An 18,329-nucleotide genomic window follows, 5' to 3' on the forward strand; every position below is an offset into this window, starting at 1 on the left:
TTCAGTCCCCCAGGTAGGCGGTGATCACGGCGGCGTCGCTGGACACCTGCTGCGGCGTGCCTTCGGCGATCTTCACGCCGCGGTCCAGCACGACGATCTTGTCGGCGATAGGCATGATGCCTTCGAGCACATGCTCGACGATCAGGCAGGCAATGCCCTTGTCCCGGATCTTCAGGACCACGTCGACCGCTTCACGGACTTCCGACGGGTTGAGGCCCGCCATCACCTCATCCATCAGCAGGATGCGCGGCTGCGTGGCCAGTGCGCGCGCCACGGCCAGGCGCCGCTGCTCGCTGATGGTCATGCTGGCGGCGGGCCTGTCGGCAAAGCGTTCAAGCCCGGCAAAAGCCAGCCAGTCCATGGCCGCCCTGCGCGCCCTGGCGACGTTGTGCTGCAGCAGCATGGCCGCCGTCATCACGTTCTCGCAGGCCGTCATGCTGGTGAAGGTGCGCGCGATCTGGAAGGTCCGCGCCACACCGGCACGGGCGCATGCCTCGGGCGGCAGGCCGGCGATATTGCGGCCGCCCAGCAGGATGCTGCCCGACGTGGGGGCGAAATAGCCCGCGACGCAATTGAACATGGTTGTCTTGCCGGCGCCGTTGGGGCCTATCAAACCCACCACCTGCCCGGTATCCACACCGAAGGAAACATCCTGGTTGGCGACCAGCCCGCCGAAGCGCTTGCTGACCTGCTTGACTTCCAGCAATTTCATACGGCCTCCTTGCCGGCGTTCTGCACGGCGGCGGCAGGGATCGCCATCTGCCGCGACGCATGGCCGCGCGCCAGCCGGCGCTCCCGGAAGCTGCGCAGCCAGCCGAGCAGGCCCGTGGGGTAAAAGACCGCAATCACGATGATGAGGCTCGCGTAAATGATGACGTCGGTGCCGCGGCCCGTGCCGCCGAAGGCGATGCGGGTGAGCTCCTCGATGCTGGTCAGCACCACGGCGCCCACGACCGGCCCGAACAAAGTACCCACGCCGCCGAGGATGGACACCAGCGCCATCTTGATGGAAAGCGCCGTCGACAGCACCGAGTTCGGGTCTATGTAAAGCTCCTTCTGCGCATACAGGCTGCCGCCGACCGCGGTCAGGAAGGCGCTGACCGACAGCGCGACTTGTTTGTAGCGCGCGATGTTCACGCCTATGCTGCGGGCCGCGTCAGGTTCGTCCTTGATGGCCCTGAAGTAGTAGCCCAGGTAGCTGCGCTCTATCCACCAGTTCACGCCCAGCGTGATGAGCAGCAGGCCCAGCGCCAGCCAGTAGTAAGGCAGCTTGGTGGCGAAGTTCAGCCACAACCAGCCCTGGCGGTCCATGGGCACATACAGGCCCACCGCCGCGCCGCCATACTCCCACTCGGTGAAGAAGATCTGCACCAACTCGGCCACCGCGATGGTGGCCATCGCGAAATAGTGGCCTTTAAGCCGGAAGCACGACCAGCCAAAGCCCAGGCTCAGCAAGGCCGCCAACAGTCCGCCGGCCAGTACGCCTATCCAGGGGTTGACGCCGAACTTGACCAACAGCAGCGTCGAGGCATAGGCGCCCAGGCCGTAGAAAGCCGCATGGCCTAGCGACACCTGGCCCGCATAACCGCCCACGATATTCCAGGCCACGCCCACCTGGGCCGCCATGAGGATCAGGATGGCCATGTTGAGGTGCGAGGCATCCGTGAAGGCGGGGACGGCCAGGGCAAACACCAAGGCGGCAACGGCAAAAACGAGGTTTTTCATGATGTTCACGCCTTGCCCATCAGGCCCTGGGGCCGGAACATCAACACAGCGAGGAACAGCACCAGCACGATGGCGGTCTTGTACTGCGGCCCGAGCAGCAGGCCGCCCATGACCTCGATCACCCCGACCAGGATGCCGGCCCAGAAGGCGCCCGAGACACTGCCGAAGCCGCCCAGGTTGACCACCACAAAAGCCAGCAGGATGAAGCTCGCGCCGACGTCCGGAAAGATCGGGAAAAAGGTCGACAGCAGCACGCCGGCCGCACCGGCGCAGGCCGCGCCTATGCCCCAGGCCAGCGAGAACATCTTGTGCGAATCAATGCCCATGAGGCGCGCGGCTTCCTTGTCGGAGGCGGTGGCTTCCAGGGCTGCGCCCAGCCGGGTCTTGTTCAGGAAGAAATAGATCAGGCCGGTTACCAGGACAGCTCCCACGCCGGCCACCAGCTGCGGTTTTCCCAGCTGTATGCCCAGCAGCTTGACGGTGCCACTCACGGCGGAGTTCTCGATGGAGCGGAAATCCGGCTTCCAGAGGAACTGGGCCACGCCGCGCAGCAAAATCATGATGCCGAAGGTCGTGAAGATCTGCGACAGCATGGGCGCGTTGATGATGCGCACGATCACCAGCTTGTACAGCAGCACACCGAAGCCGAACAGCATGAGGACCGTCAGCGGCAGGGTGATCATGGGGTCCAGCGCATACACGGCGAACAGCCAGAAGGCCGAGTACATGCCGAGCATGAGGAACTCGCCGTGTGCGAAATTCACGATGTCCATGACGCCGAAAATCATGGTCAGGCCGATAGCCACCAGCGCGTAAATCAGCCCGATCAGCACGCCGGAGGCCAGCGTCTGAAGCAATATTTCCGTGGTCATGGTTGTCTCTTAGGCAGGTGAGTCAAGGTCAGCGGCTTATTTCCGCTGGTCCCACTTGGGCATGGGCCAGGTCACTTCGCGCGAAGCCATGTCGAAAGGCCAGACCGTGTTGTACTTGCCGCCCATGATCTGCACCAGGATGCCCTGGCCCAGGGTGTTCTGGCCGGTGGCGTCGAATTTCACGCCCTTCCACGGCATGATGAGCTTGCTGCCGGGCATGTCGGTGGCGGCCAGCGCCTTGCGGATGGCCTCGGGCTCGGTGGAGCCCGCGCGGTTGATGGCGTCGGCCATCACCATCAGGCCGGTGAAGGTGCGCGAGGAATTGCCGGTGAAGTTGATCTTGTAGCGGCTGTTGAACAGGTCGTTGACCTGCTTGATCAGCGGGTTGCGGTTGGCCAGGTCCAGCGCCCAGACTTCACGCGTGATGATGTAGTCGGCGTCCTTGCCCAGGGTTTTGATGAAGTCGGTATCAGTAAAGCCCGCGTTGTTCGCCAGGATCATGTCCGGGGAAAAGCCCAGCTCCTTGTAGGTCTTGATCGACAGGATGGCATCGGCCGTATAGGACGACTGCAGCACCAGGTTGGGATTGGCCGCCTTGAGCGTCTGCACTTCGGAGGTCAGCTGCGTGGTCTTGGCCGGGTACATCACCTGCTTGGCCAGGTTCTGCTTGAACTCGGGCGCAAGCTTGCTTTGCAGCTTGGTGGTTTCCGTGCCCCACAAGCCGTTTTCATTGAGGCTGGCCACCACGCCCGCCTTGATGCCTTTTTTGGCTTCAAGCTCTTTCAGGAAATCAAAGGCGTTGTGCACAAACAGGTCGTCGTGCGGCGTGGTGCGGAAGAACCACTTGAAGTTGCGCTGCGTGAGCGAGGCCGAGGACGACTCCGGGTTCAGGAAGGGGATGCCGGCGCGCTCGGCGATCTGGCTGGCCGTGGCGGTAACGGCACTGTTATAGGCGCCGACCAATGCCACCACTTTTTCCTGCGTGATCAGGCGTTCGGCCTCGGTCGCGCCGGTTTGCGGGTTGGCCTGGTGGTCGGCGAAGACCAGCTTGATCTTCGCGCCCTTGAGGTTGGGCAGGCCCTTGCCGGCGGACAGCGGCAGCTCGGACACCCCGGGTGCGCCGTTGTTGATGATGTCGGCGGCGAGCTCCAGCGCGCTGCGCAGTTCGGCGCCCACCGAGGCGGCGGGGCCGGTCAGCGGATACAGCACGCCTATCCGGACTTCCTGCTGCGCATGCGCGCACAGGCTTAAACCGGCGCCGGCCAATATCGCGGCCACTCGGGCCCACCATGACTTCTTCATTTCGCACTCCTCGTAAAAACATGACAGTTGGATGACATGGGGCGAAGTGTGCGATTAGCAAATGACGAAATCAAACAAGAAATATTTTGCTTTCGTCATCGATTTTTTCGATGATTGGGATTTACCCTGATGCACCTTTTTTGACGGTTTTCAGCGCTTTCGCGGCCGGGTTGCGGGCCGTTTTGGTGCCGCCCCCACCTTCCCCGGCGAAGTCCACGGCCGACCTGACCACCGTTTCCACGATGGACGAGGTCGGGTCGGTGCGGTAGCTGGCATGGATGGGCAAGGCCTTGAGTTTCTTGTCGCAGGTCAGCAATTTGAGGCTGGCAAAGCCCGTCAGACGCTGCACCGCCGCGCGCGGCAGCAAGGCCACGCCGAAGCCGCCCTGCACCAGCTGAACCATGGCCGAGATCGACGAAATCGCATGCACCTTTTTGGGCTCCATGCGGTTCTGCTTGAAGAGGTCCAGCAGGGTGACATGCGGCTGAGAGCCCTTCTGGAAGGTCAGCAATTCCATCTCGGCCAGCTCATCGAGCCGGTAATTTCTTTTTTTATGCAGTGCCGGATTGCCCACAAAAGCCATGTCCATGGGCGGGAAAGCCTGGTTGCGCACGCCGTCGGCCGAGGCGGGCAGCGCCGCGAACACCAGGTCCAGCGTGCCGCGCTGCACCTGGTCCATCAGGATGGGCGTGGTTTCCACTGTGAGTTCCAGCTCCAGCCCCGGGTGGTCCACCCGCAGTTTTTCGAGCCAGGGAATCAGCCACGAATGCAGCACCGACTCGATGGCGCCTATGCGCATGGAGACGGCCATGGGCGCGCCCGAGCCCATCTCCTGCTTGACCTCGCGCTGCAGCTCCAGCAGCTTTTGCGCATAGACAAAAAAGCGCGCCCCGGCCACCGTAAGCTTGAACTGCTTGTCGCGCCGGTCCAGCAGCAGGATGCCGAGTTCCTCTTCCAGGGTGGCGATGCGGCTGGACATGGCCGACTGCGTGAGGAAAAGCTTGTCGGCGGCGCGCGAGATACTTTTGAGCGAGGCCACCCAGTAGAAGGCTTCAACAAAACGCAGGTTCATGGCGGGGCCCCAGGGTTGCGTAAACAGGTGGACGCAGTATTTCGGGGTATGCCCGATGAACTGGCGCGGGATTTGCGTCTATCCTATTACTACTTATCAATTCCTTGTCCTGGAGCCTCTCATGAATTTCAAGATCACCGTGGCGGCCGCCGCTCTCGCCCTGGGTGCCAACGCCTTTGCCCAGACCAAGTGGGACCTTCCCGCCGCCTACCCGGCCAGCAACTTCCACACGGAGAACCTGACGCAATTCGCGGCCGACGTCGACAAGGCCAGCGGCGGCAAGCTCAAGATCACGGTGCACGCCAACGCCTCGCTGTTCAAGGCCAACGAGATCAAGCGCGCGGTGCAGGGCGGCCAGGCCCAGATCGGCGAAGTGCTGCTGGTCAACTTCGAAAACGAAAACCCGATTTACGGCGTCGACGGCATTCCCTTCCTGGCGACCTCTTACGCCGACTCCAAAAAGCTCTACGAGGCGCAAAAGCCCGTACTCGACAAGCTGCTGGGCACGCAGGGCATGAAGCTGCTCTACACCGTGGCCTGGCCGCCGCAAGGCATTTACAGCAAGAAGGAACTGGCCTCGGTGGCCGACCTGCGCGGCATCAAATGGCGCGCCTACAGCCCCGCCACCGCCAAGATCGCCGAGCTGATTGGCGCGCAGCCTGTCACCATCCAGGCGGCCGAGCTCTCGCAGGCCCTGGCCACGGGCGTGGTGGAAAGTTATATGAGTTCGGGCTCCACCGGCTACGACTCCAAGACCTATGAAAGCATCAAGTACTGGTACGACACCCAGGCCTGGCTGCCCAAGAACGCCATCATCGTGAACAAAAAGGCCTTTGACGCGCTGGACCCGGCCACCCAGGCCGCCCTGACCAAGGCCGCCGCCGACGCCGAAACCCGCGGCTGGAAGCTCAGCGAGGAAAAGAACGAGTGGTACAAAAAAGCCCTGAGCGAAAAAGGCATGAAGATCGTCACGCCGCCGGCCAAGCTGGTGTCCGACATGAAACAGGTCGGCACCATCATGCAGGCCGACTGGGTGAAAAAAGCCGGTCCTGACGGCGAGGCCATCATCGCCAATTTCAACAAACTCAAGGCCGCGAAGAAATAAGGCAGACAACAAGGCAGGCCATGCGCAAGTTCCTCGACAAACTTTATCTGGCAGGCGGCGCCTTGGGCGCCGCTTTTATTGCCCTCATCGCCGTGCTGATGATCGGCCAAAGCATCCTGCGCGAGTTCCGCGTCAACACCGGCGCCGTCAACGACGTGGTGGCCTGGTTCTGCGCGGCTGCGGCTTTTTTTGCCATGGCCCATGCCTTCAAGCACGGCGACTTTGTGCGCGTGACCCTGCTGCTCGACTCCGTGAATGCCAAAACCCGCCGCGTGCTGGAGCTGGCGTCGCTGTTGATCGGCAGTGTGGCGGTGGCCTACCTGGCCTGGTCGGCCTGCCTGTTCACCTACGAAAGCTGGGAGTTCAACGACATCTCGCAAGGCCTGCTGCCCATGCCCATGTGGATTCCGCAGCTGAGCTTTGCGCTGGGCTCCATCCTGCTGCTGGTCGCCGTGGTCGACGAATTCATCATCGTGGTGCGCGGCGGCGTGCCGACCTTTGTGCGCGAAGTCGAGGAGCGCCACGCGCGCGGCGATTTCTCGTCGGAAGTGTGACGCCCAACCCGCGCTTATTCCGTTTTATTTTCCAGACTACAAAGACAACAACATGGATATCCTGATGGTGGGCGGCATTTTGCTGCTGCTCATGATGCTGCTGCTTTCGGGCGGCGTGTGGATCGCGATGACACTGGCCATTTGCGGCTGGGTCGGGCAGGCTTTTTTCACGAGCACGCAGCCGGGCAAAAACCTGTTCAGCGCTTTCTGGGAAAGCAATGCCAGCTGGGAGCTCGCGGCCCTGCCCCTGTTTATCTGGATGGGCGAGATCCTGTTTCGCACCAAACTCAGCGAGGAGATGTTCGAGGGCCTGCGGCCCTGGCTGAACCGCGTACCGGGCCGCCTGATGCACACCACCATCCTCGGTTGCGGCATTTTCGGCTCGGTCTCGGGCTCTTCGGCCGCCACCTGCGCGACGATTTCCAAGGTGGCGCTGCCCGAGCTGCTCAAGCGCGGCTACGACGAAAAAATCGCCCTGGGCTCGCTGGCCACCGCCGGCACGCTGGGCATCCTGATCCCGCCGTCCATCACCATGGTGGTGTATGCTGTCGCGGCCGACGCCTCCATCATCCGCATCTTCCTGGCCGGGTTTTTCCCGGGCTTTTTGCTGATGGCGCTGTTCTCGGGCTACATCATCTGGTGGAGCCTGCGCCACCCGGGCAAAGTGCCGGCTGCCGACCCGCCCTCCACCTTCATGCAGAAGATCAAGCAGTCGGGCAACCTGCTGCCCTGCGCCGCGCTGATCGTGTTCATCTGCTGGGTGCTGATCAGCGGCTACGCCACGGCCACCGAATGCGCGGCCTACGGCGTGGCGGGTTCGCTGGGCCTGGCGCTGTGGAGCCGCTCGCTGACCTGGCAGAACTTCAAGGAAGGCCTGATGGGCACGACGCGTACCAGCTGCATGATCATGTTCATCCTGGCCGGCGCCGCCTTCCTGACCAAGACCATGGCCTTCACCGGCATCCCGCGCGAGCTGGCCGAGTGGGTCAACAGCATGAACCTCTCGCCTTTCGCGCTGATAGGCGTGCTGACCATCGTCTACCTGATCCTGGGCACGGCGCTGGACGGCATCTCCATGATCGTGCTGACCAGCGCCGTGGTGCTGCCCATGATCCAGAAAGCCGGCTTCGACCTGATCTGGTTCGGCATCTTCATCATCCTGCTGGTCGAGATTGCCGAGGTCACGCCGCCCGTGGGCTTTAACCTCTTTGTGCTGCAGAACATGACCGGCAAGGACAGCAACACCATTGCCCGCGCCGCGATTCCCTTCTTCGCTTGCCTGGTGGTGTGCATCGTGCTGATCACGGTGTTCCCGCAGATCGTGACCATATTGCCCGACCTGGTGATGGGCAAAGAAAAATAGACAGCTTCATAAATCCGATTCTCGGGCGCATGGCGGCGTTGCGCGGTGCTCGGAATCCTCATGCACGAAAGTGCATTCCGGTTCCTGCGCTCCGGGCGCCTTGCCCTGCATCCCGATAATCGAATTTCTGGAAGCCGTCCAGAGCCCCCGGATAGCGCTCAGCGATGACTCCATGAAAGCAACCTCTCATCATCCGTCAGCGCCCAGGTCTTCAGGCCTGTGGCCGCCTCGACAGCCTGCCGGTAGGGCGGCAGGTTGGTGCATTCCAGCACCACCGCTTGCAGCGAAGGCTCGCGCCGCTTGAGCGCCACCGCCGCATCCACCACCTCGCGGCAAGCCCTGTCCATGTCCAGGGTGTCGCGGTTGCCCAATATGGCCGTCGCGAATTCCCCGGCGGGGTCCACGCCCTGCACCACCACGTCGGCAAGCCGGCCGGCCGGCACGCCCGCCGCCAGCAAATGCTCGGAGCCCAGCGCGGCCGCGCTGATGGTCAGCACACCGACCCTCGCCTGGCTCGCCAGCAACCCCGGCAATTGCAGCAGGCTGGAAGTCACCACAGGCACCCGCGCGGCGGCCTGCAACTCGGCCTGTAGCAGCACCAGGAAGCCGCAGCTCGTGGTGACGGCACGCGCACCCTCGGCCTCCAGCACCCGCACCGCGCGCGCAAAGGCCGGCGCCACGCCCGCGGCGCGCAAGCCGGCCGCTGTCTGCACGATCGTGCCGGGCCAGGCGCCGCGCACCACATGCCGGCGCACCGGCACGCCAAACGCGTCGGGATGGCCCACGTCGCCGGGCGGCCTGGGGAAACGGGTATCGAGCATCACGACTCCCAGGAAACCTGTCTCGCCGGATGGGGATGCTGCGGTTAAAGTCATGGCTGCATTGTCCCGCCAAAGCGTCCCCTTTACCTCCGACACACGCCATGCTCACTGTCCTTGCCATCTCCCTGGGCGCCTCGCTGGGCGCGCTGGCCCGCTGGGGCCTGAGCCTGTGGCTCACGCCGGGGGGCATCATCCCCTGGGGAACGCTGGCGGCCAACCTGATAGGCGGCTACCTGATAGGCATCTGCATCGCGGTGTTCCAGGCCATGCCCCAGCTGGACCCGGTCTGGCGCCTGGCGCTGGTGACCGGCTTCCTGGGAGGGCTGACCACTTTTTCCTCGTTTTCAGCCGAGGTGGTGATCTTCCTGATGGACGCGCGCTACGGCCTGGCGGCGCTCACGGCCACCGTGCATGTGCTGGGCTCGCTGCTGATGACGGTGGCGGGTCTGAAGTCCGCCATGCTGCTGATCGCCGCCAACGCGCGCTGATACCCTCCCAGGGCGTTTGCCGCGGCGGCGCGCCCGGGCAAAAACGCCCCCTGCGCAAACCGGCGAAATTGGCCACAATGGGCCATGGCATCGATAACCCCCTTTCATCCCGCCCAGGCCGCGGGCGGCCAGGACAGGCTGGCGCGCATAGGCCGCGCGCGCCAGGCCGTCCTGTACGGCGAAGCCCGGCCCGCCGACGCCGTGCCGGCCCTGGAAGGCTGGATAGAGCGCTCCTGGCGGCGCTGCCTGGCCAGCGGCCAGCACCCCGAACAAGCCCCTTCCTTCGATGCCGTGCCGGCCGCCGAGATGCGGCGCCACCAGGAAGCCAACCAGCAGCTGGTCCAGGCCGCCAAACCCACGCTTGAGCGGCTGGGCCGGGCGATCGCCGACACCCGCTACTTCGCCATCCTGACCAACCAGGCCGGCGTGGTGGTCGACGTCAACGGCCGCATAGACCGCAGCGACAGCCGCGCCGACGTGATCACGCGCATAGGCACCGACCTCTCGGAAGCCCGGGTCGGCACCACCGCCATAGGCGCGGCGCTGGGCGAGTTGCAGCCGGTCTGGCTGCACCGGGGTGAGCATTTTTTCGACGCAACCTCGGTCTACAGCTGCGCCGGCGCGCCGCTGTTCGGCCCCGACGGGCACTGCGCCGGCATGCTGGACCTGACGGGCATAGAAGCGGCCGAGCGGCCCGAACTCAAGCACCTGGTCACCCAGTGCGCGCGCAGCATTGAAAACGCGCTCACGCTGGGCCGGCCCCATGCCCTGCTGGTCCGGCTCAACTGGCCGGGCCGGGTGCTGGGCGATGACAGCGACGGCCTGCTCTGCGTGGACGCCGACGGCTGCGTCACCGGCGCCAACCCGGCGGCCCGGCAAATGCTCTCGCGCCTGGACGCCGCGGCCGGCGGCATGCCGCACTGCAGCGAGCTGTTCGCCATGCCTTTTGAAATGCTGTTTGACGCGGCGCAGCGCCGCGGCAACGCGCAGGGCGGCGTGCTGGAGGCGCCACTGTGGTCGGGCCTGCGCCTGCACGCGCTGCCGCTGCCGGCCGGCCGCGATGCCCCGCCCGCCGCGCTGCAGCTGCCGCCTTCAGGCGACGCGGGCCGGCCGCTCAAGGAACTTGAAACCGCGTTGATCCGCAAGGCCGTCAGCGACGCGCGCGGCAATGTGCTGCAGGCCGCCAGGGCGCTGGGCGTGAGCCGCGCCACCGTGTACCGGCGGCTGGGCCCGGGCAAACGCGGCTAAGTCGGCAAGGGCCCTGCCCTAGTGCTTGTGCTCCACCGCGGTGCCGGCCGCACCCGGCGCTGCCGTGGCCACCGGCAGTTTCAGCTCCAGCTTGCTTTCCACGCCCTTGGCGTCTTTGAACAGCAGGGTCAGGGGAACCGTGCTGTCCTTGGCCAGCGGTGCTTTCAGGTCCATCAGCATCACGTGGTAACCGCCGGGCTTGAACTCCACTTTTTTGCCGGCGGGCAGCTCCAGCGAAGGCAGCGCGCGCATTTTCATGACGTCGCCGTCCATCTTCATTTCATGCACTTCGGCCACGCCCGCAACCGGTGAGGACACGCCCACCAGCCGGGTAGCCTCACTGGCCGTGAGGCTCATAAAGGCCCCTGTGCCCTTTTGCCCCTGCACGGTGGCGCGCGCCCAGGCGCCGTCAATCTTGACGGCGGCGCCCTGCGCCAGGGCGGCCGAGCCTCCCAGCGCGAACGACAACAGCAGCGCGGCTTGTGAAAGCCTCGAGAACGTCGGAAATTTTTCGGATGTCATGCAAATGCTCCTTGAAACAATGGGTTGACTTTAAAACGAAGGGCCGCCGGTGCCGTTCAGTGATTGTGTTCGCCGCCGCCCGCGGGCATCAGCTCCAGTGCGGCAGCGGGGTTCTTGAGGTCGGAGAGTGCCTGGCCCGGCTTGGGCACTTCGTTCCAATCCACCTTGCCGTCTTCACACACCTGCATGACGGGCCAGTACAGCATGCCGGCCTTGGCCGGCAGCTTGGCCTGCAACACGAACTCGTCATACCAGTCATTCTGCAAATAGTCTGCCGGGGTTTTGGCCGTCCAGCTGATGCGGGACACCTCTTCGGTGATGGCTTTTCCGTGGTCCTGCCGCGGCTGGGCCAGTTTCTCGCGCGTGACTTCCAGCGCCCAGCCGGCCTTGGGCATGGGTTTGGCACCCTGCACGCCCGCGGGAATTGTGACCACGATCTGCTTGACGGGCGAGTTGCCGCAGCCGTGGCCGACCTTGAAGGTCCCCTTGTAATAGCTGCCCGCGTTGGCCACCTGGTACTCCAGCGTGACGTGCGCGGCGGCCGGCAGGGAGACGGCCAAAAGCAGCATGCTGGCGGCGATGGTTTGAAGGGCGATATGTTTCATGGTTCAACCTTGGTAACTTGATAACTGAGTGACTTGATAAAAAGGAAAGCGCGGATCACAGCCTGAAGTTCAGTTCAGCCATGCGCCGGGCGAGCGCACACGGTGCGCGGGAAAGTTTCGTGAAAACTCACACGTTGAAATGAACGGACGTGCAGGCCGCCAGGCCCGCGCGCGGGAATGCCTCAGGCGAGGCGGTTCACATCAAACGGAGGGAGGCCCGCGGCTGAAGGGCAGCCCGGGGACGGCGGCGCCGGCGTTTGCCGGGACATCCGCCACGGCAACAGCGGTGCCGGTGAAACAAGGAGAAGCGGCGACTGGCAAAGGCGGCAGCACCAGGCCTGGTGAAGCGCACAGGTCACAGCGCAGGCCGGTGGACCCCGCATCGCCGCCGACAGCATCACCGCCGGCGTTGGAAGAAACCGTGTTGACACTGCAAATGCCACCCAGCTTGCCGGTTTTGACATCCTGCGCCAGCATGGACACCGGCGCCCACAGCGCCGACAGCACGGCCAGGAATGCCAGCCAGGCGGCAAGGCGTTCCCATACGGGCGGGGTCAGGCGGGAGGCGAGGTGGTGGGGCACGGGACAATTATAGGTACACGGCCCATCCGCCCATCAGTCTTCAGGGCGCGCCGAAACCAAAACGGCTGAAAACCGCCTGCGCTGGCGGCGTAAGCAGGTACCGCGCAAACCGCGTGGCCGCCGGGTCACCACTGCGCGCCGTGAGACCGTAAGCCGCGCCCACCTCCAGGGCCGGCGGAATCTGCACCACCTCGAGCCGCGGCACTTCCTTGCGCGCCGACAGGGCATTGGTGCAATAAGTCAGGAAAACGTCGGCGCGGCCTTCGTCCATGTGCCAGGCGTAGGTGCCGCGCCCTTCCGGCGGTTTGGCGGCGTCGGCTGAACCGGTGAGTTTGAGCGCCTTCGCGTCCAGCGCGGCGTAGGCGCCGGGCTGCACGGCCTCCGCCTTGCGGAACAGCGCCCAGGCGTAGTCGCCCGAAGGGTCGGCCTTGGGCGTGGAGGTGGCCAGCTTGATCGCCGGGGTCAACATTTTTTCCAGCAGGTTGGCCGGCGTGATGCCGGCCGAGGGCAGCGCCAGCGCGCACAGGCTGTTGCGCACGAAGAGTGTGGGCCGCTGCCAGTTGCCGCCCGACGCGGCCAGCGTTTCGGGATGCTGGGTGTCGGCGGAGGCGAACACCTGCGCGGGCTCGCCTTTTTCGATGCGCTCGCGCAGCAGTCCGGATGCGCCAAAGGTCAACGCTGTTTTTGCGCCCGTGCCGGCCTCGTACATACCGGCAATTTCAGTGAGGGGTTCGCGCAGGCTGCCGGCCGCGTAGATGCGCAGCGGCGCCTGGCCCGCGGGAGCTGCCGCGGACGTCTGTCCGTACGCCATATTCAGACCTCCTGAGAAAACAAGCGCCGCAGCAGTCCATGCCAGCAGGGGCCGCGGGACTGGCTTTGCCATGCCGCAGGCGCCGCCCCCTCGAGGGGAGGACAGGCGACATGCAGTGAGCCTGGGCAGAGGGGAACTCATTTCGTTGCGTTCGGGAAGAACAGCTGTTCGCCGCCTATCTTGTAGCCGGCGATCACCGCCTGCCCCGCAGGCGCAATCACCCAGTCGACAAACTTCTGCGCTTCGGCCGCCTTGACCTGCGGGTGTTTGGCGGGGTTGACCACCATCACGCCGTACTGGTTGAACAGCCGCGTGTCGCCTTCGACCAGCACGGCCAGGTCGCCGCGGTTCTTGAAGGACAGCCAGGTGCCGCGGTCGGCCAGCACATAGCCGCCGCTGCTGGCCGCGATGTTGAGCGCCGGGCCCATACCGCAGCCGCAGGCCTTGTAGTTGGCAAAGGCCGGTTTGTCGCCGGGCGTGTCTATGCCGGCGTTTTTCCAGTAGCGCAACTCGGCGGCATGGGTACCGCTCTTGTCGCCGCGCGAGACGAAGTTGGCGTTCGCCGCGCTGAGTTTTTTCAGCGCATCGACAATATCCTTTCCCTTGGCCTTGGCCGGGTCGGCCGCGGGGCCAACCAGCACGAAGTCGTTGTACATAACCGGAAAACGCTTGACGGCGAAGCCTTCGGCCACGACCTTCTCTTCGGCCACCTGGTCGTGCACGAACAGCACGTCGGCGTCGCCGCGACGGCCCATGTCTATGGCCTGGCCGGTGCCGACGGCCACCACCTTGATGTCTATGCCGGTGGCCTTCTTGAATTCGGGCAGCAGGTGCGAAAACAGGCCCGACTGCTCGGTCGAGGTGGTGGACGCCATCACGATGGTGCCGGTCTGCGCCATGGCCAGCGCGGCCGACAAGGCGAGCGGGGCCACAAGCAGCGCCCTGAGGGTCTTCAAGTTGATCATGCAAGTTCTCCTTTTAAAAATGCTTCCGCCGCGGCGGGAACCAGTCCGTCAAAAAATGCCGCCGTGGGCAGGTCGGCCATCAGCCAGCCCTGCTCCAGGTAGATCACGCGCTGCGCCAGGCGCTTGACCTGGCCCAGGTTGTGGCTGCTGAAGATCAGCGTCATGCCGGCATCGGCGAACTCGGCCATCAGGCGCTCGACCTCGCGCTTGGCCGCCGGGTCCAGGCTGGCCGTGGGCTCGTCGAGCAGCAGCACCTGCGGCTTGAGCGCCCAGGCCCGCGCCAGCGCCACACGCTGTTGCTGGCCGCCCGACAGGGCCTTGGCGTTGCGCGTGGCCAAATGTCCCAGGCCCACGCGTTCCAGCGCCGCCAGCGCCTGCGCCTTGGCTTCGCGCCAGGGAACACCGGCCAGCCACAGGCCCAGCGCCACGTTGCGCAGCACGCTGGCGCGCAACATGTAAGGCCGCTGGAACAGCATGGCCTGGCGGGCCCGCGTGTCGTGTTGCAGGCTGCCCGACGCTGGACGGACCAGGCCGTTCAAGGTTCGCAGCAAGGTGCTTTTACCGCTGCCGTTGGAGCCCACCAGCGCCAGCCTTTCGCCGGCCTGGATGCGCAGCGTGCAGCCGCTGAGCGCCTGCACGCGGCCGTAGCGCACATCCACGGCTTGCAGCTTGAAGAGATCGGTCATGGCGTCCCTCCCCGCGCGGCCAGGCCGGCGGCCGGGTCGGGCAGGCGGTCGTCGAGCTGTTCGCGCCAGCGCCGCAGGCCCGCGATCAGGATGTTAAGCAGCAGCACCACGCCCAGCAGCACCATGCCCAGGGCCAGCGCCAGCGGTAAATCGCCCTTGCTGGTTTCGAGCGCAATCGCGGTGGTCATCACGCGCGTGAAGCCGTCGATGTTGCCGCCCACCACCATCACCGCGCCGACTTCCGAGACGGCGCGGCCGAACGCGGCGATCAGCACCGTGAGCAGGGCATAACGCTCGTCCCACAGCAGGATCAGGCCGCGCACGAAGCGGCCCGCGCCCAGCGACTGGAACTGCTCGCCGTGGCTGCGGTCGGCATCCTCTATCGCCTGGCGCACCAGCGCGGTGACCACAGGCAGCACCAGCACGGCCTGCGCCAGCACCATGGCCTTGAAGGAAAACAGCCAGCCCAGGAAACCCAGCGGCCCGGTGCGCGACAGCAGCAGGTAGACCACCAACCCGACCACCACCGAGGGCAGGGCCAGCGCGGTATTGAGCACGGCCAGCACCGCGCCGCGGCCGCGAAAGCGCGACACGCCCAGCCAGGCGCCCAGCAGCAGGCCGCCGCTGCAGGCGATCACGCAGGCCGAGGCGCTCACGGCCAGCGAGCGGGCGACGATGCCGGCCAGCACGGGATCAAGCGAGGTGATGAGGGAGAAGGCCGTGGCGGCGCTGTCGGAGAAGGTGTTCATTGAAGGCTTGGGGAGCACTCTAGCCTAGGGGCTAAGTCCTTGAATCACATCAGGAATCATCGCTATGAATGCATTTGCATAGGTTGCGGGGCCTGGCCGCCCTGCCCCGCGGGCCCCAGCACTCATAATCGAAGCCACCCTTCCCCACCATGCACAAAGTCGAACTCTCCTACCTGCTCACGCCGCAGCGCGGCAAAAACGCGCTGATACGCAACCCGCTGATGGACCTGCTCCATGCGGTGCGCGAGCAGGGCTCCATCTCCAAGGCCTCCAAGGCGCTGGATCTGTCCTACCGCCACGTCTGGGGTGCGCTCAAGGACTGGGAGCAGACGCTGGGGCGCGAGCTCATCGTCTGGGACAAGGGCCAGCGCGCGCGGCTCACCGAATTCGGCGAAAAGCTGCTGTGGGCCGAGCGCCAGGCGCAGGCCCGGCTGGCGCCGCAGATCGAAGCCCTGACCAGCGACATCGAGCGCGCGTTCTCCACCGCCTTCGACGACGAGGCCCATGTGCTCACGCTGTACGCCAGCCACGACGCGGCGCTGTCGGCGCTGCGCGAACAGGCCGGCGCGCGCGGCCTGCACCTGGACATCCGCTTCATGGGCAGCGTGGACGCGATCGCGGCGCTGAACGCGGGGCGCTGCATGATGGCGGGTTTCCACACGCTGGATCAGCCGGGCGGCCAGTCCGTCACCGCGCGCAGCTACCGCAACCTGCTCAAGCCCGGACTGCACAAGCTGATCGGCTTCGCCCATCGCACACAAGGCCTGATGGTGGCCAGGAACAATCCGCTGCGCATCACCGGCATCGCCGACCTGTCACGGCCCGGCCTGCGCTATATGAACCGCGCCGAGGGCACAGGCACGCGCGTGCTGCTCGATGAGTTGCTGGCCAAGGCCGGCGTGGCTTCATCCGCAATCCAGGGTTACCAAAGCCAGGAGCCTTCGCACACCGCCGTGGCCCAGGCCGTCGCCAGCGACGCGGCCGACGCGGGCCTGGGCATTGAAGCGGCGGCGCGGGAAAAAGGCCTGGGCTTTGTGCCGCTGGCGCAGGAGCGCTACCACCTGGTCTGCCTGAAGTCCGAGCTGCCCACGCCGCAGGTGCAGGCACTGCTCCAGGAACTGCAAAGCCGCGACTGGCAGGTCACCCTGGAGCAACTGCCCGGCTACAGCGGCAGGCTGGCCCAGAGCGGCAAGGTGCTGTCGCTGCGCGCCACCCTGCCCTGGTGGACCTACCGCAAGGAAAAGCCCGGCAAGGCCAAGGCTTAGGAGCCCTGGGAGCTGGGCAGCAAACTCTTTTCAGTGCGCGCAGGAACGAAAGCCGCAGAACACGTCATCGCGGCCCGGCAGGGCAAAGCCGCGGTGCCTGGGATTTTTCATGCGCGCACGCGTCGCGAAAGAAGCGCCGCGCAGCACCTTGTGCGTGCCGAATCGCGGCTGCGAATAAGCCTGCCAGGGGCCGGACGCAAAACCCGGATAGGGCCTGAAGCTGCTGCCCACCCACTCCCACACGTCGCCCCATTTAAAACCGCGCCGCGCCGCCGTGTGCGCGGCCAGTTCCCACTCCACTTCGGCCGGCAGCCGGCGCCCGGCCCAACGGCACCAGGCGTCGGCCTCCCACCAGCTCATGTGCATGGCGGGCTGGTTGCCTTGCATGCGGCGCGGCACGCCGAAGCGGTTCTGTATCACCGCGCCGCTGGAGATGCCGATCTGGTCCACATAACGCGGGCCGCGCCGGCCTTCGCCCGCGGCCTGGCCCTGCAGCCAGCGCCAGCCGTCCGGCTGCCAGAGTTCCTCGCGGTCGTAGCCGCCGTCGCCGACGAATTCCACATACTGCGCCCAGCTCACGGGCTGGGCGTCGATCTCGAACTCCGGCACGCTGACCGCATGGGCCGCCTGCTCATTGTCAAAGGCAAAACCCGCGCCACCCACGCCGCCATCGCTGCCCATCCGCCACACCGTGGCCGGAACCAGCAGGGGCTCGCGCAGCGCCATGGGCGCCGGCGTGAAAGCCTCCGCCAGGGTTTTGTCCAGCGCCAGGCCCAGGGTCTGCGCGCTGCGCACCAGGGCCTCGCCGCGCATGTCCTCGAAGAACAGGCTGAGCCGGTAGAAGTACAGCGCGTCGTCGCTGCCGGCGGGGGCGGTTTTCTCCAGCAGGTCCAGCGTGCTTTCCAGGGTGTCCAGCAAATAGGCGCGGCAGTGCGCCATGCCCGGCAGGTCCAGCGTCCAGCGCGCGCTGTGCGGCACAAGCTGCGCATTCCACCAGCGATCGGCGTTCGGTTCTATGGAGGCGAGCCGGCTGCGCGCGGGCTCGCAGCGCGTGCCCAGGGAGCGCTGCGTGTTGCGGGCTATCCACCACTCCTGGAACCAGCCCACATGGCCGAGCTCCCACAGCGGCGGGTTGACGTTGGGCAGGCAAGGCACGGCGAAATTTTCGGCCTCCAGCGCCTGCTGGTATTGCGCGAACAAATGCAGGGTGTTGTTGCGCGCATCCATCAGTGCCAGCGACAAGGGGTCACGGCCCGCGCCGCGCATCGCGGAAGAGTCCGCCAGGACGCCTGCCGCGGCAGGCGATGAGGAGGGTAATGAATTAGGTATAGCGTCTGAAGCCAAGGCTGCCGTCCTCGCATGCCCGGCCGCGCTGGACGCCACCAAGGCGCCATCACAGCCGCGCACGCGTTGAGGCCAGAATAGCAGAGACGGGGCCGGCCGGCTGGCTATAAGTCAATAGCGTGCATCAGGTGTTTTCCCTCAGCCGGCGGCTGTCCATCGCGCCCGCGCAACCGCCGGTCGGCCCGCACGGCGCATGCGTATTTTCCACTTTTGATTCGGCAAAGACGCGGATAGACTGCGGCCAGTTCTC

At 65.5% G+C, this 18,329-nt stretch carries 20 protein-coding genes; 6 read left to right on the forward strand and 14 right to left on the reverse strand.

Annotated features, from left to right (window positions below; translation table 11 throughout):
* Window position 1: 1 nt before the first annotated feature.
* From PMI15_RS13210 to PMI15_RS13230, 5 genes are all read right to left on the reverse strand, one after another.
* Window positions 2-712, reverse strand: a complete 711-nt coding sequence (locus tag PMI15_RS13210; RefSeq protein WP_007869525.1) for an ABC transporter ATP-binding protein — start codon at window positions 710-712, stop codon at window positions 2-4.
* Window positions 709-1,725 carry a branched-chain amino acid ABC transporter permease gene (locus tag PMI15_RS13215; protein WP_007869528.1) on the reverse strand — a complete coding sequence of 339 codons (1,017 nt, stop codon included), beginning with the start codon at window positions 1,723-1,725 and terminating at the stop codon, window positions 709-711. The genes PMI15_RS13210 and PMI15_RS13215 overlap by 4 nt, the downstream gene beginning before the upstream one ends.
* Before the next feature lie 5 nt (window positions 1,726-1,730).
* The gene (locus PMI15_RS13220) at window positions 1,731-2,597 is read right to left on the reverse strand and encodes a branched-chain amino acid ABC transporter permease (protein ID WP_007869531.1); all 867 of its coding nucleotides are present in this window, start codon (window positions 2,595-2,597) and stop codon (window positions 1,731-1,733) included.
* A 36-nt stretch (window positions 2,598-2,633) separates the two neighbouring features.
* Window positions 2,634-3,899, reverse strand: a complete 1,266-nt coding sequence (locus PMI15_RS13225; RefSeq protein ID WP_007869534.1) for an ABC transporter substrate-binding protein — start codon at window positions 3,897-3,899, stop codon at window positions 2,634-2,636.
* 121 nt (window positions 3,900-4,020) lie between these two features.
* Window positions 4,021-4,971 (reverse strand): LysR family transcriptional regulator, encoded by a 951-nt coding sequence (locus PMI15_RS13230; protein ID WP_007869536.1) that lies wholly within the window; start codon window positions 4,969-4,971, stop codon window positions 4,021-4,023.
* A 121-nt stretch (window positions 4,972-5,092) separates the two neighbouring features.
* Between PMI15_RS13230 and PMI15_RS13235 the strand changes: the two genes are divergently transcribed.
* The 3 genes from PMI15_RS13235 to PMI15_RS13245 are packed head-to-tail and all read left to right on the forward strand — an operon-like array spanning window position 5,093 to window position 7,993.
* Window positions 5,093-6,076: a TRAP transporter substrate-binding protein gene (locus tag PMI15_RS13235; RefSeq protein ID WP_007869539.1), complete on the forward strand. Its 984-nt coding sequence runs from the start codon at window positions 5,093-5,095 to the stop codon at window positions 6,074-6,076.
* Between the two features lie 20 nt (window positions 6,077-6,096).
* Complete coding sequence (locus PMI15_RS13240; RefSeq protein ID WP_007869542.1) at window positions 6,097-6,630, forward strand: TRAP transporter small permease; 534 nt, start codon at window positions 6,097-6,099, stop codon at window positions 6,628-6,630.
* A 52-nt stretch (window positions 6,631-6,682) separates the two neighbouring features.
* Window positions 6,683-7,993, forward strand: a complete 1,311-nt coding sequence (locus PMI15_RS13245; protein ID WP_193372150.1) for a TRAP transporter large permease — start codon at window positions 6,683-6,685, stop codon at window positions 7,991-7,993.
* Between the two features lie 158 nt (window positions 7,994-8,151).
* Here the strand turns inward: PMI15_RS13245 and PMI15_RS13250 are convergent, their stop codons facing one another.
* Window positions 8,152-8,868 (reverse strand): aspartate/glutamate racemase family protein, encoded by a 717-nt coding sequence (locus PMI15_RS13250; RefSeq protein WP_081499608.1) that lies wholly within the window; start codon window positions 8,866-8,868, stop codon window positions 8,152-8,154.
* Between the two features lie 47 nt (window positions 8,869-8,915).
* On the opposite strand from PMI15_RS13250, the gene crcB reads away from it, so the two are divergent.
* Together crcB and PMI15_RS13260 are read left to right on the forward strand one after the other, a co-directional pair.
* Window positions 8,916-9,302, forward strand: a complete 387-nt coding sequence (gene crcB / locus PMI15_RS13255; RefSeq protein WP_007869549.1) for a fluoride efflux transporter CrcB — start codon at window positions 8,916-8,918, stop codon at window positions 9,300-9,302.
* Between the two features lie 84 nt (window positions 9,303-9,386).
* Window positions 9,387-10,550 (forward strand): helix-turn-helix domain-containing protein, encoded by a 1,164-nt coding sequence (locus PMI15_RS13260; protein WP_007869554.1) that lies wholly within the window; start codon window positions 9,387-9,389, stop codon window positions 10,548-10,550.
* 18 nt (window positions 10,551-10,568) lie between these two features.
* On the opposite strand, the gene PMI15_RS13265 is transcribed toward PMI15_RS13260, so the two are convergent.
* From PMI15_RS13265 to PMI15_RS13295, 7 genes are all read right to left on the reverse strand, one after another.
* A complete protein-coding gene (locus PMI15_RS13265; RefSeq protein WP_007869557.1) occupies window positions 10,569-11,072 on the reverse strand; it encodes a copper chaperone PCu(A)C in 504 nt (167 codons plus the stop codon).
* 56 nt (window positions 11,073-11,128) lie between these two features.
* Entirely contained in the window at window positions 11,129-11,677 is a 549-nt protein-coding gene (locus PMI15_RS13270) for a YcnI family protein (RefSeq protein WP_007869561.1), read from the reverse strand.
* A 201-nt stretch (window positions 11,678-11,878) separates the two neighbouring features.
* Complete coding sequence (locus PMI15_RS13275; RefSeq protein ID WP_036838928.1) at window positions 11,879-12,259, reverse strand: DUF2946 family protein; 381 nt, start codon at window positions 12,257-12,259, stop codon at window positions 11,879-11,881.
* 40 nt (window positions 12,260-12,299) lie between these two features.
* A complete protein-coding gene (locus PMI15_RS13280; protein ID WP_007869563.1) occupies window positions 12,300-13,070 on the reverse strand; it encodes a molybdate ABC transporter substrate-binding protein in 771 nt (256 codons plus the stop codon).
* 137 nt (window positions 13,071-13,207) lie between these two features.
* The gene (locus tag PMI15_RS13285; RefSeq protein ID WP_007869566.1) at window positions 13,208-14,035 is read right to left on the reverse strand and encodes an extracellular solute-binding protein; all 828 of its coding nucleotides are present in this window, start codon (window positions 14,033-14,035) and stop codon (window positions 13,208-13,210) included.
* Window positions 14,032-14,721: a phosphate ABC transporter ATP-binding protein gene (locus PMI15_RS13290; RefSeq protein ID WP_007869568.1), complete on the reverse strand. Its 690-nt coding sequence runs from the start codon at window positions 14,719-14,721 to the stop codon at window positions 14,032-14,034. The genes PMI15_RS13285 and PMI15_RS13290 overlap by 4 nt, the downstream gene beginning before the upstream one ends.
* Window positions 14,718-15,470 carry an ABC transporter permease gene (locus PMI15_RS13295; RefSeq protein WP_007869583.1) on the reverse strand — a complete coding sequence of 251 codons (753 nt, stop codon included), beginning with the start codon at window positions 15,468-15,470 and terminating at the stop codon, window positions 14,718-14,720. Before PMI15_RS13295 ends, PMI15_RS13290 begins: the two co-directional genes overlap by 4 nt.
* Before the next feature lie 149 nt (window positions 15,471-15,619).
* Between PMI15_RS13295 and PMI15_RS13300 the strand changes: the two genes are divergently transcribed.
* Complete coding sequence (locus tag PMI15_RS13300; RefSeq protein WP_007869585.1) at window positions 15,620-16,735, forward strand: substrate-binding domain-containing protein; 1,116 nt, start codon at window positions 15,620-15,622, stop codon at window positions 16,733-16,735.
* A gap of 30 nt (window positions 16,736-16,765) precedes the next feature.
* On the opposite strand, the gene senA is transcribed toward PMI15_RS13300, so the two are convergent.
* Window positions 16,766-18,001, reverse strand: a complete 1,236-nt coding sequence (senA, locus tag PMI15_RS13305; RefSeq protein WP_007869586.1) for a selenoneine synthase SenA — start codon at window positions 17,999-18,001, stop codon at window positions 16,766-16,768.
* Window positions 18,002-18,329 lie beyond the last annotated feature (328 nt).

The organism is Polaromonas sp. CF318 (assembly GCF_000282655.1).
Lineage (GTDB): Bacteria > Pseudomonadota > Gammaproteobacteria > Burkholderiales > Burkholderiaceae_C > Polaromonas.

Excerpts from the sequence above, each read along its gene's own strand:
- PMI15_RS13245 (WP_193372150.1), top strand. The coding sequence starts at position 6,683 with ATGGATATCCTGATGGTGGGCGGCATTTTGCTGCTGCTCATGATGCTG.
- crcB (WP_007869549.1), top strand. The coding sequence starts at position 8,916 with ATGCTCACTGTCCTTGCCATCTCCCTGGGCGCCTCGCTGGGCGCGCTG.
- PMI15_RS13225 (WP_007869534.1), bottom strand. The coding sequence starts at position 3,899 with ATGAAGAAGTCATGGTGGGCCCGAGTGGCCGCGATATTGGCCGGCGCC.
- PMI15_RS13250 (WP_081499608.1), bottom strand. The coding sequence starts at position 8,868 with ATGACTTTAACCGCAGCATCCCCATCCGGCGAGACAGGTTTCCTGGGA.
- PMI15_RS13230 (WP_007869536.1), bottom strand. The coding sequence starts at position 4,971 with ATGAACCTGCGTTTTGTTGAAGCCTTCTACTGGGTGGCCTCGCTCAAA.
- PMI15_RS13260 (WP_007869554.1), top strand. The coding sequence starts at position 9,387 with ATGGCATCGATAACCCCCTTTCATCCCGCCCAGGCCGCGGGCGGCCAG.
- PMI15_RS13240 (WP_007869542.1), top strand. The coding sequence starts at position 6,097 with ATGCGCAAGTTCCTCGACAAACTTTATCTGGCAGGCGGCGCCTTGGGC.
- PMI15_RS13300 (WP_007869585.1), top strand. The coding sequence starts at position 15,620 with ATGCACAAAGTCGAACTCTCCTACCTGCTCACGCCGCAGCGCGGCAAA.
- PMI15_RS13220 (WP_007869531.1), bottom strand. The coding sequence starts at position 2,597 with ATGACCACGGAAATATTGCTTCAGACGCTGGCCTCCGGCGTGCTGATC.
- senA (WP_007869586.1), bottom strand. The coding sequence starts at position 18,001 with ATGCGCGGCGCGGGCCGTGACCCCTTGTCGCTGGCACTGATGGATGCG.
- PMI15_RS13280 (WP_007869563.1), bottom strand. The coding sequence starts at position 13,070 with ATGGCGTACGGACAGACGTCCGCGGCAGCTCCCGCGGGCCAGGCGCCG.
- PMI15_RS13270 (WP_007869561.1), bottom strand. The coding sequence starts at position 11,677 with ATGAAACATATCGCCCTTCAAACCATCGCCGCCAGCATGCTGCTTTTG.
- PMI15_RS13235 (WP_007869539.1), top strand. The coding sequence starts at position 5,093 with ATGAATTTCAAGATCACCGTGGCGGCCGCCGCTCTCGCCCTGGGTGCC.
- PMI15_RS13285 (WP_007869566.1), bottom strand. The coding sequence starts at position 14,035 with ATGATCAACTTGAAGACCCTCAGGGCGCTGCTTGTGGCCCCGCTCGCC.
- PMI15_RS13210 (WP_007869525.1), bottom strand. The coding sequence starts at position 712 with ATGAAATTGCTGGAAGTCAAGCAGGTCAGCAAGCGCTTCGGCGGGCTG.
- PMI15_RS13265 (WP_007869557.1), bottom strand. The coding sequence starts at position 11,072 with ATGACATCCGAAAAATTTCCGACGTTCTCGAGGCTTTCACAAGCCGCG.
- PMI15_RS13295 (WP_007869583.1), bottom strand. The coding sequence starts at position 15,470 with ATGAACACCTTCTCCGACAGCGCCGCCACGGCCTTCTCCCTCATCACC.
- PMI15_RS13215 (WP_007869528.1), bottom strand. The coding sequence starts at position 1,725 with ATGAAAAACCTCGTTTTTGCCGTTGCCGCCTTGGTGTTTGCCCTGGCC.
- PMI15_RS13290 (WP_007869568.1), bottom strand. The coding sequence starts at position 14,721 with ATGACCGATCTCTTCAAGCTGCAAGCCGTGGATGTGCGCTACGGCCGC.